11 protein-coding genes are annotated in these 15,436 nt (G+C 61.4%); 3 read left to right on the forward strand and 8 right to left on the reverse strand.

The features are described from left to right. Positions 1-36 precede the first annotated feature (36 nt). The gene (locus tag I41_RS18200) at positions 37-855 is read right to left on the reverse strand and encodes a hypothetical protein (protein ID WP_145434327.1); all 819 of its coding nucleotides are present in this window, start codon (positions 853-855) and stop codon (positions 37-39) included. Between the two features lie 505 nt (positions 856-1,360). On the opposite strand from I41_RS18200, the gene I41_RS18205 reads away from it, so the two are divergent. Continuing rightward, the gene (locus tag I41_RS18205) at positions 1,361-2,287 is read left to right on the forward strand and encodes a diacylglycerol/lipid kinase family protein (protein WP_145434328.1); all 927 of its coding nucleotides are present in this window, start codon (positions 1,361-1,363) and stop codon (positions 2,285-2,287) included. A 499-nt stretch (positions 2,288-2,786) separates the two neighbouring features. Here the strand turns inward: I41_RS18205 and I41_RS18210 are convergent, their stop codons facing one another. The 7 genes from I41_RS18210 to I41_RS18240 all read right to left on the reverse strand — a co-directional run bounded on the left by I41_RS18210 (position 2,787) and on the right by I41_RS18240 (position 11,585). After that, entirely contained in the window at positions 2,787-4,727 is a 1,941-nt protein-coding gene (locus I41_RS18210) for a glycoside hydrolase family 44 protein (protein ID WP_145434329.1), read from the reverse strand. 186 nt (positions 4,728-4,913) lie between these two features. After that, positions 4,914-6,095 (reverse strand): DUF1559 domain-containing protein, encoded by a 1,182-nt coding sequence (locus I41_RS18215; protein WP_168206999.1) that lies wholly within the window; start codon positions 6,093-6,095, stop codon positions 4,914-4,916. Positions 6,096-6,172: 77 nt separating this feature from the next. Further along, positions 6,173-6,649, reverse strand: a complete 477-nt coding sequence (locus I41_RS18220; protein WP_145434331.1) for a hypothetical protein — start codon at positions 6,647-6,649, stop codon at positions 6,173-6,175. A gap of 28 nt (positions 6,650-6,677) precedes the next feature. Continuing rightward, entirely contained in the window at positions 6,678-7,571 is an 894-nt protein-coding gene (locus tag I41_RS18225) for a hypothetical protein (RefSeq protein ID WP_145434332.1), read from the reverse strand. Positions 7,572-7,872: 301 nt separating this feature from the next. After that, positions 7,873-8,511, reverse strand: coding sequence for a PEP-CTERM sorting domain-containing protein (locus I41_RS18230; protein WP_145434333.1), 639 nt, complete (start codon positions 8,509-8,511; stop codon positions 7,873-7,875). Between the two features lie 148 nt (positions 8,512-8,659). Then, complete coding sequence (locus tag I41_RS18235; protein WP_145434334.1) at positions 8,660-9,670, reverse strand: LacI family DNA-binding transcriptional regulator; 1,011 nt, start codon at positions 9,668-9,670, stop codon at positions 8,660-8,662. Positions 9,671-9,902: 232 nt separating this feature from the next. Further along, entirely contained in the window at positions 9,903-11,585 is a 1,683-nt protein-coding gene (locus I41_RS18240) for a glycoside hydrolase family 9 protein (protein ID WP_145434335.1), read from the reverse strand. Between the two features lie 224 nt (positions 11,586-11,809). Here I41_RS18240 and I41_RS18245 point away from each other — a divergent pair, with 224 nt between their 5' ends. Beyond that, positions 11,810-12,442, forward strand: a complete 633-nt coding sequence (locus I41_RS18245) for a sigma-70 family RNA polymerase sigma factor (protein ID WP_145434336.1) — start codon at positions 11,810-11,812, stop codon at positions 12,440-12,442. Beyond that, the gene (locus I41_RS18250; RefSeq protein ID WP_145434337.1) at positions 12,439-15,399 is read left to right on the forward strand and encodes a serine/threonine-protein kinase; all 2,961 of its coding nucleotides are present in this window, start codon (positions 12,439-12,441) and stop codon (positions 15,397-15,399) included. Before I41_RS18245 ends, I41_RS18250 begins: the two co-directional genes overlap by 4 nt. The last annotated feature ends 37 nt before the right edge of the window (positions 15,400-15,436 follow it).

The raw sequence follows: 15,436 nt of genomic DNA on the forward strand, positions 1-15,436 counted from the left end.
TGATATTTCAGAGTCGTATGCGAAAGACAAACTCATCTAATAAGTTGCGCCGCGATCCGGACTGGCGTCATTGTCGCTTTTCTCGACGGCAGCCGCGAGTCGCATCAAGTCGAAGTCCTCATGGTCGCAGCGACACGAGAAATAAAAGACGGTCATTGCGGCAGCCGAGAACATCACGACGACGGCCTGCAACGCCACCTGGAGGACGACGCCCACATGAGGCTGTGGGACTACAGCGCCAATTCCGCCGATGACTGCCGAGATAATGCTTAGCAGCAGCATAAGCACAAAGGCCTTGCCCATGTTTCCCTTCATGAGGGCCTTGCTGCGCGACAAGGCGCTACTGCCGCTCAAGCCTTCCAGCATCACTCCTTGTGCATAAAAGATGAACCAAAGCATGAAGAGAAATCCGGGGATCACGCAGAGAATGAAGCCGCCCATCATCGCCAAGCTGTAAAGGAATGTCGTGCCGATAAGCGGCAATGCTCGCGACAATGAATGCCGCCATGTACTGTCAAAGCTGACGGGCTCGCCGAGATAGCTCTGGGAGACGGCCCAGATCATCGCGCCATTTGCCAGCGGAACGCCAACGAGTCCAAAGAGCAGCGATGCGGGCAGAGTGAACAAGCCGGCCATCATCACAGCCTCTTGGTACTGCTGCATCACCGCCGGCTCGAAAGGCGGCGCTGGTCGCGGCGGCATCTTCGCCATCATCACGAAGCCGTTGATGAGGCCATAGGGCACATAGACGACCGCCGCGATTGCCAGTAGCACGCCAAAACGATCCTTCACCAGAGCGACCGTCTGATCCAAGATCCCCCCAATGCTCAACGATTTGATTTCGTAGCGCGTCATGCGATTCCTCGTTCGGGGCGAGCAGGCCGGACCCCGGCGAATTGCCGGTCGATTTACTAGCCGAAGCGTCGACAACAGCTTAGACCGGGCGATAGGCTAGAGCAACAGAAGTGCAGCAGCAGGATCGAGATCACATGTGACCCCGCGCTGACAGGCGGGTAGCAGCCCGCACATTGAGCTCGTCCCAGCGGGAGGACCGAAAGTAGCCCAGCGATTCATCGCTGGGTAACGAAGTCCGGAGAGGTTGTTAAGTCCCGCAGGGACGATTGAGAACGTCACCATGGATCACATTGTTCTCAGTTGTCCCGCTGGGACAACTGCCATTATCAGCGAACCCGCGACCCAGCAGTGAACTGCTGGGCTATTATCGATGTCTCCCTCCGGGAGAAATGAGCACTAGGCGTCAGGCGCCGCAGGCAATCGAAACCTCCATCAATTCCGGCCCAACCTTTCAGCTCTATTCGCCAGGGCGCCTTCGTTCTTGTCGTCGATATTCTTAGAAGCCATGCGCCGACTCATCGCCATCTTGAACCCTCAAGCCGACCGCGGCCGCACCGCGCTGCTGGCCGACTCGTTGCAGCAAACGCTGGCCGGACGCGTTGAGTTGCAACTCCTGAAAACGACGCGCCGCGGCGAAGCGGTGGAACTGGCCGCACGTGCGGCCCGCGACGGTTGCGACGGCGTCGTCGCGATCGGCGGCGATGGGACGGTACACGAAGTCGCCAACGGGCTGCTTGCGATGTCGGGCGGAGGACGGCCGCCGCTGGGAATCATCCCCGCCGGCTCTGGAAACGACTTTGCGTTCGCGCTCGGCATCGATAAGAATCTTGAGTGCAACGCCAAGCTACTCGCGAACGGCGACGTGCGCGCCGTCGACGCCGCGCTCGTCGAGACCAACTCTGGCCGCCGGCGGTACTCGATCAACAATCTTGGTGCGCTGCTGGAGGGGCAAATCAATCTTGCCAGTCACGAACTCCAATGGCCGCGCGGCTCGGGCCTTTATCTGCGGGCCGTGCTGCAGACGCTGCTGCGGCGACCGCCGCGCGCGCAGCTGCAGCTGACGATCGACGGCGTCGAGATGACGCGCGAGTCGGCGATTCTGTCGATCAGCAACGGCTGTCGTTCAGGGGGACGGTTTTATCTGACGCCGTGCGCGCGCGTCGATGACGGCCGCTTCGATTACTTGATCGCCCCGCCGGCGTCGCGGCTGCGACTCCTGTGGGAAATCCTCAAGTCGCTGCGCCGCGACCGGGCGCAAGACGGGTGGATCGAGCAGGGAGAATTCGCCGCGATGAGAATTCGCAGCGATCTCCCGATCGCGGCCCACGTCGACGGCGAGCCGTGGCTGCGGCCCGAAGAGGACGAACGCGAACTGAATCTCACCGTGCTGCCGGGCGTGTTGCAGGTATTCGCCGACGCCCATGCCGACTGAGCGTCAGTCGCCAGGGTGGCCAAAAATGGTTGCTGAAATCGGCCGCGCACTCTGCTAAGGTGCGATTGCCCCGAGTCCTGAACTAGCCTCGGAGAAGCCGAGTAGCGTAGCCCTCATGCGCGCTGCTTGCAAAAGGACGATTTGCGTCGACGCAACGTTAGCGTTCCGGGCGATGCCGAAACATTTCGCGAGGTCCGCTGCATAGTTCGGCGCGGCCTTGGTCCATGCGTCGCATTTCTGTCGTAATGCTTTCTGTCGCTACAGGAAAACTACGCAACCTATAACAAGACAACACCTTACGATTTGTGTCGCCCAAATGGAGTTTCGCGACAAATCGCGTCAATCAAACAAGCGTCGGATGGAATCCATCAATGTTGTCGCCTGATCCGTCACGACGACAAAAACCCAAAGCACAGCGGTACAACACGTTAGGACTTTTGTCGCCTAAACGCGCTTAGGCGACACAAGTGCCAACGCGACAGAAGAAGGGCAACGTAGTCTAGTGACAAACAGCCCGCTTGCGACCAAGCGCCCTAACTCCCGGCGCCAAGCCAATGATCGTCGCGACCCAACTAGCTGGCTCCGGCACAACCGCCGAACTCGGCGTCGCGCCGGCGCCCGCTTGGACGCCTCGCTGCCACGCAAGGAAATCGGCGCCGTCGACGTCGCCGTCGCGATCGTTGTCGCCGTCGCGGAACGACGCCCCGCTCGCCATGCCAAAGCCGGTTTCCCAAACCGCCAGATCATCCCCGTCGACGGCTCCGTCGAGATTAAAGTCGCCGTCAGCGCCGCTGCGGAGGACGATCGTCGAGACGCTGTAGGCCGGCATCGTGTAGAGGAAGGCGTTCACCAGTTCGATCGGAATATCAGCCACGCGCTGCGGCGTCGCGCTGGCGGAGGTGAGCTGATAGACCTCGGCGAGATCGAATCGCCGGTCGTGCGTCACCTCGAGCGCCGTCGACTTGGCGGCAGCGGTCCGATTGATCGCCACGAGTATCATCTGATTTGCATCTTGCGAATCGAGACTCGCGTAGACGGCCGATTGATCGAGAGAGGTCGTCGCGGCGGCGATCGACTCATCGCCGAAGCGGCCGCCTGCGCCGTCGTAGTTGAGATACATCTTGAACGCGCCGGAGGCGAACTGCGACTGGCTGTCGCCGTAAAGGCTCCAGAACGTGGCGGCGAACACGTCCTGCTTGCCGAAGACGCCCAAGGCGTCGGCCTGGGCGATGCCGCCCGAAATGTGGTTGGTGCCCCCGTAGTTGTACTCTGTGATGGCGATCTTCGTGCCCGGATTGAAGTCGTTGACGTCGCGTTGGACGCGCGGCAGCAGTCGGACCGGACCGGGATTGCCCGGGCTGCCCGTCCAGGTGCCCCATTGACTGATCCAACTCGTTTCCGTGTACGTCGGATCCCACAGCGAACGGGGAGCCTGGACGCGGGCCGCGACCACCGCCGCGGAATTGTCGTTCTCCGTAATGCGAACGCCGCCTCCCGTGGCTTCTGGATACCAGTGCAAATCGAGAACATCCATGAGCTTGCGGCCCTGCGCCGCTTCGGCGGCGGCAGTTTCCTTGAGCAGCCATTCGTAAAAGTGCAATTCGCCCGACTGATCTCCCCCCGGATGAGACGGCGACGTCACCTTGTCTGTCGCGTCTTGCAGCTGAACGAAATCCTGCCAGCCGTACCCGACGCCGCCAAAGACTTTGGCGTTGGGATTAACGTCTTTGATCGCCGATGCGTGGGCAATCGTTTTGTCTCGCAGCTCGGCAAACGTCGGTTGCCCCGGATGTAGGCGTTGGTGAGTGTGGTTCCACAGGCCCGGTTCGTTGTCGAGACTGTAGAACACCTCTTGGCCCGGCTGTTTGGTTTGCTCGACCCAATTGACAAACTCGTCAGTGAAAACATATCCGTCAGTCTTGTTTGGCGCCAGCGCGAGCGGCGCGCCGGGATACTTTGCCGACTTCTTGGCTATCACCTCTCGCCAACGCGACGATGGGGCCGCTTGCGCCTCGGTAACCGGGCCAGACGTATCGGCGGAGGCGTACCCGGCAATCGGAACGGTGACGATGAGGGCGCGGTCGTTGGTCGCTGCCGATTGCAGCGACGGCAAGACGGCCTGGCCCGGAGGGGTATTGTTCGCGCCGCCGACGAGAAAGGTGTCGCTCTGGTGGAACCAATCGCTCCCGGCGTTCGACGCGTTGGTTTCCCAGTTGTACCCCGACCAGCGATTCCCGCCGAGCCGATCGACCGTCACCGGATTAGTGAGCGACGAGCCAGCGAAGAAGTTCATGCCGTAGATGTATGGCGAGATTGCGCGCGACGGAGTCGCGAGCGAATTGATCGTGAGCCGCACGTCGGCGGAACCGGGGTTGTCCGGGGTGATTGCCGACGACTCGGTCGCCGACGTCGCCTGAATGACCAGCAACGCGGCAACCATCGCGAGGAGGCGCCAAGGTCGAAACGTCGCAGGGAACGTTCTCGTCGGGTAAAACACCGAAGCCTCCCAGACAGCGGGATGAAGAGTGGGGCGATGTCTTCGATTCTTAGGGTTAGCGTCGAGCGTGGCAACGATCCGGCGAGCGCCACTTTACATCGCTAGCACAATGGGCGAGACGCTAGCTTGCTAGAATTCGTTGCGATTGAACGTGCCGCCGTCGGACGAGCACATAATCTTTTCCCAAGCGCCGAAATCTCGAAAGCCGCTGGGATCGTACGCAATGTTCTGGCCAGCGCCGTGGTGCGTCTCGATGTTCTCGGTGATGAACGCCACGCTGCCGTCGGCGAACGCGACGTTGATGCCGCCGACATGCTGACTGCGCGGTGCGGCCTGAAAACTGGTGCTGCCGCCGCTGCTGACTCCCATGCAGTTTTGAATCAGCGTGCTCTCCCCGACTTCGGCGACAGCACGGTTGGAGCCGAGGATGTTATCGGCTCCGCTGATGCACGAATTCGGTCCAATGCAGTCATCGGTGGAATGGCCCCAGACGCTGCTCGCCCCCGCCATGCCCATCGCCCAGATGCCGCGGCGATCGCCGGGGCTGAGGCCGGCGCGGAGTTCCGTCAGCAAGACCGTATTCGAGGTTCCGTCATCGATCTGCTTAATGGCGAGGGCCGTGTTGCCTCCCATCACGCCGCGCGTCCACGATAGATCGCCCCACGACGAATTGCCAAACCAGATCCAGGCGGGTTCCGTCTGAGTGGGTGAAAAGGCGAGATTGCCGTCTTTGCAATGGGAGAGGGAACCATTTGCCCCGTAGTTGCCGCGGGCCCAGTTGTCGCCTCCCTGAGCGGCGACGGCGTTGAACGGTTGCGTGTTGAATGCGCCGTCGGTCGGGCAGAGCATCGTCGGGATCTGCGTCCCCCGCTGCTCTCGATTGGCGTCCGCGGAGATGTACTCCTTGAAGTTGAAGCTGGAGTACAGCGTCTGCCGTTCGATGTACGGGAGGATCATGATCGCCCAATTAGGGCCGTGATATGGATTACCATCGACGCCCGTCATGCCGCCGGCGGTGGGCGTATTTCCGCGGGCCTTCAGCGCTGCCTCGGAGTAGGTCAACGCCGGCGGAAACGTCTTCCTTGCGTCGTGATACGTGATGCAAGAGAGCGCGAGTTGCCTGATATTGTTCGTGCACTGGGATCGCCGCGCCGCTTCACGCGCGGACTGCACGGCAGGCAGCAGCAGCGCGACGAGAACGCCAATAATCGCAATGACCACCAGCAGTTCAACGAGGGTAAATCCCCGCGCCAACTTGGCGGGACGAGTCGCAGGATGGCGACGGCAGCGCCTGGGAAATGCAGTAATCATCAACGCGCCTAACATTGAGCGACCGGCATCCGGCGGCAGCGAAATGCGGCTGACGGTCTTGGGAGTAACGCGGTTTGTCATTTGCCGCCAGTTGGTTTTTGGACTTTGATCTCCAACGGGAGATTCGCCGTATCGATTTCAATCGGCGTCGTGTCGGGGCGTTGGTATTCCTTCGGCACGACATTGGCCGACTTCCCGTCCGCCGCGTAAGCGACGACCAGCACCTTGTGTTTGCCCGCCACGAGGCCATCGGCATTCTTATGCGTAGTGGCCGATGCAAAGGTCCCGTCGCTGACGTTGACGAGCGCAAAACCCTTCCGCGGATGGGTTTTCGCGTCGAGCGGCGGCGCCTCCGGATTGAACTTCAGCATGATCGACCCCGCAGGGATGAGCGATCCGTCGTCATAGGAGACCTTTCCGGAGACATCCACCAGGTCGTACGGATTGCTCCCGGAACAACCCGCGACGAGGCCGACGACGCACGCGATCGCCCAACGACTCCGCCGTTTACGACAAGTCGCTCCCCTGCAAATCATGCCAACTCTCATCGTCATGGCACGAGCCTCCTAGGAGTTCGCAGGATCACGAGCGACGGCGGCAGCGTGCCGCAATGGCAAGCGCCGCGACAATTCCGCCGACGGCCAGCGACGGTTCGGGCACTGCCGAGATGGCGTTCTTTTTGAACACGATGTTGTCGATCGTCGACACCACGGGGCTGCCGAACTCGCCGCTCCACGCCGCCAGATCGACGCCGTCGACGATGGCGTCAAAATTCGTGTCTCCCTGCTCCGGACCGGCTTCCATATTGCCGAAATTTTGCTGCCAGATGAGGAAGTCTTGTCCATCGACGAACGTATCGAAGTTGAAGTCGGCGGTCGGCGCGTTGCTCCCCCCTTGGAAGCCGATGAACAGTTCAAAATAGGTCTTGGTGTCGCCTGCGGGGGCGGCAAGCCACGCTTGCGCCTTCGCCTTCCAGTCTTGGGCCCCGGCCGCGTTGCGATTACCGTCGGTCAGATCAATGACGAAGTGATTGAACGGCTCCGCCTCGCTGGGGACAGTTAGTGCGAACTCCTCCGTTTGCTGCCATCCGACATGCTCGTTGTTGCCATTGAGCACGACAAAGACTTGCCGCCAAGCCATGCCGAAAGCGCCGATCGCATCGAGTTCGAGCGTATCGTTCGCGGCCACCAGTTGGGCGAGCGCCTCGCCGCCAGCCAGCTTCAGTCCAACCTGCCAGTTAGTATTGTGGTGCACCTTGAGCGCGCCGGTGCCCTGGGATAGCTGTGGAGTGAATTCGGTCGACCAATTCGGTCCAAAGACTTCCCAGTTCACGCCAAGTGAACTACTGAGGTCGCCGTCGAACCCGGAGACTAGCGTATCCGCCGCCATGCTACGCGCCTGTCCCATGACGCAAGCTGCGGCCAATACGAAGTAACCGGTCAATCGCCAGCCTTGAAGGAAATATGTGCGATTCATGTCCACGCCCTTTAGATTCGAAAAGTGTTAGTGCTCGCTGCGAACCGCTCTGCCGCCCGCCTGCCGCGACAGCTTCGTCTTGTCACAGACCGATGTTCTGAAAGCGTTCCGCCGGAACGATTCCACGAACAAGGGTGTATTCGTCTCGTTATCGTGTTGAACTTGGTTTGAATAGCGCCGCGCCTCGACGCGGCCGGCCTGCCCCACTGCCCCCCAAGGCGCAGGGCAGGCCGGTAAACGCGTCGCGGGATACGGTTGCCGCGAGCGAAACCTCGCGTCCCACCGCTTCTTCCGTTGGCTGCTAAGACCGGCGGCGGCGAATGAACGCCGCGCCGATCAATCCCCCGATCGCCATCGCCGCCGTCGCCGGTTCCGGCACGGCGGAGAAGCGAATGTTGTCGATCGTCGTCGTGATCTGCGACGGAGCGCCAACGTCACCCCCTTGGAAAATCAGATAGACCTGCCACCAGGATTGGTCGCCCGCAGCAGCCGCGGCTTTAAAGCCTTCCGCAGCTAGATCAAGCGACACCGGCGTCGTTGCCCCGGCCGGAAGGTCGTACGGTCCACGTTGCGACCAACCGAGCCCCGCTCCTTGCATCACAATGAACAACTGACGCCATTCCGCCGTTGCCGGAACGGTGGCGTCGAGCAGGAACTTGTCGCTGCTCGCCACAATTGGCGCGACCGCGCCGCCGTCGAGCGTAAAGTTTTGCGTCCAACCAGTTCCGTGAGTCAGTTCAATGGCCGTGGAACCTTGAGTCGCCCCTGCTGCCGTGTAACTGTGGGTCAAGCCCGTCGACCAGGCAGGACCCGCGCTCGACGAGAGATCGCCTTCGAAGCCGGAGAGCAGCGTGTCGCCCCGTGCCGGCAACGCCAAGCACGCCGTCGCGACGAACGCGACGCGGCACGCGTGCGCAAGAAAGTTGCATCGATGCATCATTAGTCGCCTTTCATGAGAAGTGGAGGAGTTGATGCGCCGGGCCGAGATGATGAGACGCAATTGCAATCGGGCCGGCCGACAAGGATTCGTCGATCACGATCTGTGCATAGGCATTGCCCTTGTTGTGAGAAGGCTGTGGAGCCACCCGCTAGCTCTCGCGCGGCGGGGCCGCGGTGGAACCGCGAACGATAAGTTGCGTCTTCACGTTTACCGAGGTTATAGCCGGCGCCGCCTTGGAACTTTCGCCCGTGAGGCTGCGAATAATCATCTCGGCGCCAAGGGTGCCGATCTTGTTGGCGTCGAAGCCGACGGTCGTCAGCGGCGGCGTCATGTACTTGGTGGCAAATTTGTCGTTGAAGCCAATTAAACTCAGATCGTTCGGGATTTTTAGACCGTATTGCCACATTGCATGTCCGATCAGCGTCGATTCGAGATCGCTGTAGCAGATCAGTCCGGTGGGCCGAGCGCCGCCGCGCGTGAGTACGGCGATCATTTCATCTTCAGCGCAATGCCAGAAGTTGGGCTCCAAACCCTCTTCAGTCATCGCCGTTTCGAACCCTTGGAACCGCTCCTGAATACTGCAGTGCGGCTTGACCGTCTTGTGGACGTAAAGACCGATGCGTCGATGCCCTAGCGCGATGAGATGGCGTGCCGCGGAATAGGACCCGGTCACGTCGTCGACCACGATATGGGGCATCTCGGGATCAGAGTTGTCCCCCAGCATCACGCAGGGGAGCGCGGCGTTGCGTAAACCGTCGCGAACCGCATCGGGCAGCGGCTGGAATGTCACGCAGCCATCCACATGCCCTCCCAACAGCAGTTCTTCCCAGTCGCCGCCGGCGTCAACAGGAACAAGCAGCAGGTGATGGTCGTGCTTGCGTAGCTCGCGGACGAGCCCCTGCAAGACTTTGTCGTTCACGCCCTCAAACACCCAGGCGTCGTCGGTGTAGAGGAGACCAATTCCCTTAGTCCTCTGCTCTGAAAAGGCGCGGGCCCGCAAATTTGGTCGGTAGCCGAGATTATCGGCGATCTGACGAATGCGGGCCGCCCGCTCCGCGCTATCTTTGCGATCGCCCTTTGTGTCGCCGCGCAGGACGCGGGCAACTGTCGAGCTGGAGACGCCAGCCTCGCGCGCAATGTCGTAAATGGTTGCGGGCATATGGAACTGAGGTAAGTTCGGCGTGCAAAGTCGGAAGGCGCGTTAGGTCTCACCTAACTGCCACCGGTCGCAGAACACTAACCGGCTATAACGAATATAGCTTAGAAACGAGAAGAATAGACGAGCCAGAGAAGTGCCACCGATGGCAATTTAATGCGACCTGCCACCGGTGTCAACTAATTTCCTGACAGTTTTTTCAGGTGGCGACGTCGCCAATCTCGACCTGGCAAACTCACTCTCGAGGCGATTCAAGCTGCGATGCTAAGGCGTAGATCAAGGCCCCGTTCCAGTTAATGGCAATCTCATTGGTCCGGTAATCTTCCATGCGGTCGGACCAGTCGCTCGCCCGTGGGTTGGCGCCACCAACCAGATAACCGGGCCAAGGCTGAGCAACGGAATCGCCTGCGGATTGGCGATCATGGGGATGGAGCGGCGGCCGCTCCCCCAGACCGGTGACGAACGAGCGGCCAAAATAGTTGCGTCCCAGCAGATGATTCAAGCCGTCGAGAATCGTGTCGCGGTAGGCGTCATCGCCGGTCTGCCGATAGGCGGCCTCCAGCACCAGCGACTGTCGCGCGACCGTGCCATTGCAACCCCAGTAGTAGGTTGTACCGAGTGGGCGGGCGTAACCATGCGCTCGCGACGACGCGACGATTCTATCTGCAGCGGCGAGCAAGCTCTTGCGAACCTGGTCAACGAGTCGTTGATCGCGGCCCTGTCGCTCAGAAAAAAGAAAGGTCAGCAGTCCCAGGTTCTTCAGGTTTTGCCAATCCCAATCGACGTCTACGTTCGGCGTTGCCGCAATACGCTCCTCCAATTCCGCCAGGGCGGCGGCGTCGCCACTGGTCTCCCACCATTCCGCCGCGGCCCAGAGTCGATCGTCATCATCGGGTGCGTCGTAACCGCCGGTCTGAAACGCCGCTTGTTCCGCTTTGTGTTCCTCTGGATGAGCTTGCAAGAAGGCAAAACTTCGTTGCGCAGCATCTCGACATTCGGCGGCGAACTGTGCGTCGTAAGGCGCGTAAATCCGCGCTGCTTGGGCCATCATCGCCGTGAAATCCGCGGTGGCAGCGCTACTCCAAGGCACAACGAAGCGGGGATCCGCGTCCTTGTCCGAGGCGACCATGCCGCCAAAGCCCTTGGCACTCACCTTATGATAGACCGATCCATCGGCCGCCTGCATCGAACGGAGCCAATCGAGCTCCCATTTCAGCTCCGCGAGGAAGCCGGGAAGGCGCGGCGTCGTTTGCGGCACTCCGAGGTTCACGCGCTCGATTGCCGGACCAAAATCGCTCCAGGCTCGAAACATGACGCCAACCGTCGCGCCGGCATTAACGACATACTTGTTGTAGTCGCCGGCATCATGCCATCCGCCGGTCATCGGGCCGCGGCGTCCCGGCTCGCCGACGAAGTCGAGTAGGGCGTCGTCCATATGGCACGGCCCATGCTCGAAATGCTCGCCCGCATGTTCGCCATGCACCGGCGTTCCGCAACGCCATAGCGACATTGCCTGCGTCGCCAAGCGGAACGGTTCGCGGTAAAGATCGGACGCGATCCGAAAACGGACGCGTTCGCCTGATTCGGCGACGATCAATTCGTAGTCGCCGGCCGGAGGCGTCCCTAACGCGGAGAAGTCAGCCGCGGACAACTGCTCGCCGGTGTCGGCATTAAGCCGCGGCGGCGAGAGCTCCCCCTCCCAGACGATCGCCCCGTCGTCGAGTCGTCGTATCTGGAACGTCCCGCTCTGTTTCGCCACGGACGCCGCCATTGGGCGCCCTGGAAGGTAGCCGACGGTATTGAGTCGAATACCTGGCGTTACTGGTTCCGCCGCCGTTCCATCAGCCGCGGTTGCCCGTCCGTGCTCAACGGCGAGCGCGACGATGCCGGCGCCAAATAGCCGCAGGAGGGCACGCATGGGGGCTGTTTTTCCGGGAGAAAAGTCGGCCTGCCGCCGCCTTGAGGCGAGAATGAGTACGCCGTTTATAATCGAACCATTCGCTGCTGGCAAAAAATCGAGGCGCAGCGGGCTTGGCGATCATCGAAGAACGCACAGCGAAAAAATTCCCGATGATTGCGAAGGACCGTGACAATCGCCAACTAGCACGGCCTGTTCCATACTGAAAGCAACGGCGCGCCTATATGCCCCACCACAGCCAAACCCGCACGAATGAACTCCTCGCCGCCGCCCAAACCGGCTCGGTCGAGTCGCTGGGCGAGTTGCTGCAGCTTTACACAAACTACCTAAAACTCCTCGTCTTCGCCCAACTCGAAAAGAATCTACGCGTGCGGGTCAGCCCATCGGACGTTGTGCAGGAGACCTTTTTCGAGGCCCACCGTGACTTTCCGCAATTTCGCGGGCATAGTTCAGCGGAGTTCGTCGGCTGGCTGCGTAAGATCCTGGTCAACAATCTCTGCCGCGTCGTCGAGCAGCATGTTTTGGCCGAAAAGCGCGACGTGCGGCGCGAGGTGTCGTTGGAACGACTTGCCACGGCGCTCGAGCAGTCGACGGCGCGACTCGAGGCGGTAATCCCTGATCCAGGTTCGTCGCCGAGCGCCGGGGCCCATCGGCGCGAAATGGAGTTGGTCCTAGCGGATCAGCTTGCAGAACTCCCTGCTGATTATCGAGACGTCATTGTCCTGCGACATATCGAGGCCCTGCCGTTCGACGAAGTCGCCAAGCGAATGGAGCGTTCCTCTGGCGCCGTGCGCATGTTGTGGTTGCGGGCGGTAAAGATGTTGCGTGAGCGGCTCGGCGCCAGGGGGCTGGCATGACGGCCGGCGGCAACGAAGACGAAACGGTCGTTTCGCCCGCGGTCGACGAACGCGGCGAGAGGCTGGCATTGGTGCTCGACGAATACATGAGCGAGCTCGAGTCGACGGGCCTGCCGCCCGACGTCGAGCGCTTGGCAGTCGAACATCCCGATCTGGCCGAGGAGCTGCGATCCTACGCCGATAGCTTGCAGGTCTTGCATCAAATGACGACGGGACTTCGTCCCGAGTCTGCCCAACCGCAGGCCTCGGCTGCAACGGGGCGGGCCAAGCGACTCGGCGATTACGAAATTATCCGCGAAGTTGGTCGCGGCGGCATGGGGGTAGTGTACGAGGCGCGGCAGCTTTCGCTAAACCGTCTCGTCGCCCTCAAAGTGCTCCCCTTCGCCGCCATGCTTGACGAGCGGCAAATCGCTCGCTTTCGCACCGAGGCGCAGGCCGCGGCGCAGCTCCATCATCCCAACATCGTCCCGGTGCACGCCGTCGGCCAGGAACGCGGCGTCCACTATTTCGCGATGCAATTCATCGCGGGGCAGTCGCTGGAGCACGCGATCGATGAACTTCGCGGCTATGCGATGCCCGCTGATCCGACCATCTCCTACTCACGCGCCAGTGCGGCAGTGAAAGTCGCCGAACGCGAGCGTGACACGGCGATCGACTCGGCCTTCTCAACGCGGGTTTCGACTCACAGCCGTACGTATTGCCACAGCGTCGCCCGACTGATGCTGCAGGCCGCCGATGCGGTAGATCATGCCCATCAATTGGGGGTCATCCATCGCGACGTGAAGCCTTCGAATCTGCTGCTCGATCGGAGCGGAAAGCTCTGGATTACCGACTTTGGGTTGGCTCGAATCCAGTCAGACTCGGGGGTGACCATCTCCGGCGACATCGTCGGGACGATTCGCTACATGAGCCCGGAGCAGGCCGCCGGCAACTCGGCGCTCGTCGACGCGCGCACCGACGTCTACGCTCTCGGCGCCACGCTCTACGAGCTGCTCACGCTGCGGCCGGCCCATGTCGGCAGCGGCCGCCAAGAGATCCTGCGGCAGATTGAAGCGGTTGAGCCAGCGTCGCCGCGAAGCCTCAATCCTTCGGTGCCGTTCGACCTCGAGACGATTACGCTTCGCGCGCTGGCTAAGGCGCGGGACGAGCGCTATCCGACGGCCCGCGCCCTCGCTGAAGACCTCCGCCGATTCCTCAACGGCGAGCCGACGGAGGCGCGCCGGCCGACGCCGATTGATCGCGCCGCCAAATGGGCCCTGCGGCACCGCAAGATTGTCGCCCTTGCGGCAACGTTCTTAGTGGTGCTCACCTGCGTCTCGGCGACTTCCGCCTTGATGATCGCCCAAGGAGAGCGACGCACCAAGGACGCACTTGCCGCGTCCGAAGCAAACCGCCTTCGCGCGGAGGAGCATTACCAACAGGCGCGTCAGGTCGTCGATCGCTTCGGCGGCATCGCGAACGAGCTGTCGCGACTTCCCGGGGCTGAACCGCTGCGGCGGACGCTGTTGAACGACACGCTGGAGTATTATCGCCAGTTCGTGGCCCGCGCGGCTGGCGATGAACAACTCGCCGCCGAAATGGCGGGCGCCTATCACAAGGCGGCAGTAATTGCCGAGGCCATCGGCGATCGCCAGGATGCACTCGAATTCTGCGATCGGTCGCTCCAATTGTTCGCAGAGTTAACCGCGAAGTCTCCCGATGACGAAACGCTGCAGGCTCGCCAGGCCAATGCCTACAACAGTCTCGGACTGCTCTTGGGAGCCACCGGCAAGTCGCAGAAAGCGCTCGAAGCGTATGCGCGGGCCATCCAGTTGCAGCAGACGATCGCTGATCGACGGCCGGGCGCCGCGCAGCCGGAGCAATCGCTGGCGGAGACGTACAGTAACCTTGGCCTGTTGCAAGGACAACTCGGCGACAAGAACGCCGCACGCAAGTCGCTCGCCGCCGCGATCCGGCTGTTCAAGCAACTCCTCGAGGAGGAGCCGGACGACGTCGACCTCCGTCATACGCTGGCAATTGGCTACAACAATCTGAGCTTCGTTGAGCGAGGAGACGATTGGAACGACTCTGAAACTTCATGCCGTAGCGCCATCGCGCTGCTTGATGAGCTCGTCGCCGAGAATTCGTCTCGCCTGGCATTTCGCAGCGACTTGGCGCTCTGCCAGAACAATTTGGGTTCCATTCTCGGCCACCGCGAAGACTGGGAAGCGGCATGCGAGTCTTATCGCAAGGCGATCGAGCTGCAACGGCAGCTGACTCGGCAGGCGGGCGCCGTCGTTCTCTATCGCCGAGATCTGGCGGTTTCGCTCAATAACCTAGCGCAAGCGCAGCAAGCGCTTGGCAATCTCGATGCCGCGATCAAGTCGTTCGCCGATGCCGAGGAAATCGCACTGCAATTAGCGGACGACTATCCGCATGAAATCACATTTCACAGTTTTGCCGGGGTGGTGCTGAACAATCGTGCCTCGGCGCTCGAAACATCGGGCAAAGCCGCCGAGGCGATCGCCGTTTATGAAGCCGCCATCGAACATCAGCGGTGCGCTTTCGACGAAGCGCCCCAGGTGATTGAATATCGGGAGTTTCTGAGCAAGCACTATTTCAACTACGGCCGCGCGCTTCGAGCAGCGGGCCGTCCAGCAGACGCCGCCCAGGTGGCCCTCCAGCGGCGCCAGCTGTGGCCGGCCGATGGCGAGCATCTTGGCAAGGTCGCCGTCGAACTGGCAGAAGCAGCAGGTCAAATCCGCGCCGAGGGAGCCTTGTCGCCCGAAAACAATGGGAAACACTCGTTGCTGGCCGCGGAATTCGAGGCCGCCGCTGCCGAAACCCTGCGTGAGGCTGCCTCACAAGGCTGCGACGTGGCGGCGCTGCGGACCGTTTCCGCGCTCGGATTTTTGCAAGATGACCCGATTTGGGGTAAATTAAACCCGCCGCGTCCGCCAGTCGAATCGTCGCCGTGACGACGGACGTCGCCGCTGAAGTCAGCTCCGGACCATA

The sequence above is a fragment of the Lacipirellula limnantheis genome, from assembly GCF_007746075.1.
Classification (GTDB): domain Bacteria; phylum Planctomycetota; class Planctomycetia; order Pirellulales; family Lacipirellulaceae; genus Lacipirellula; species Lacipirellula limnantheis.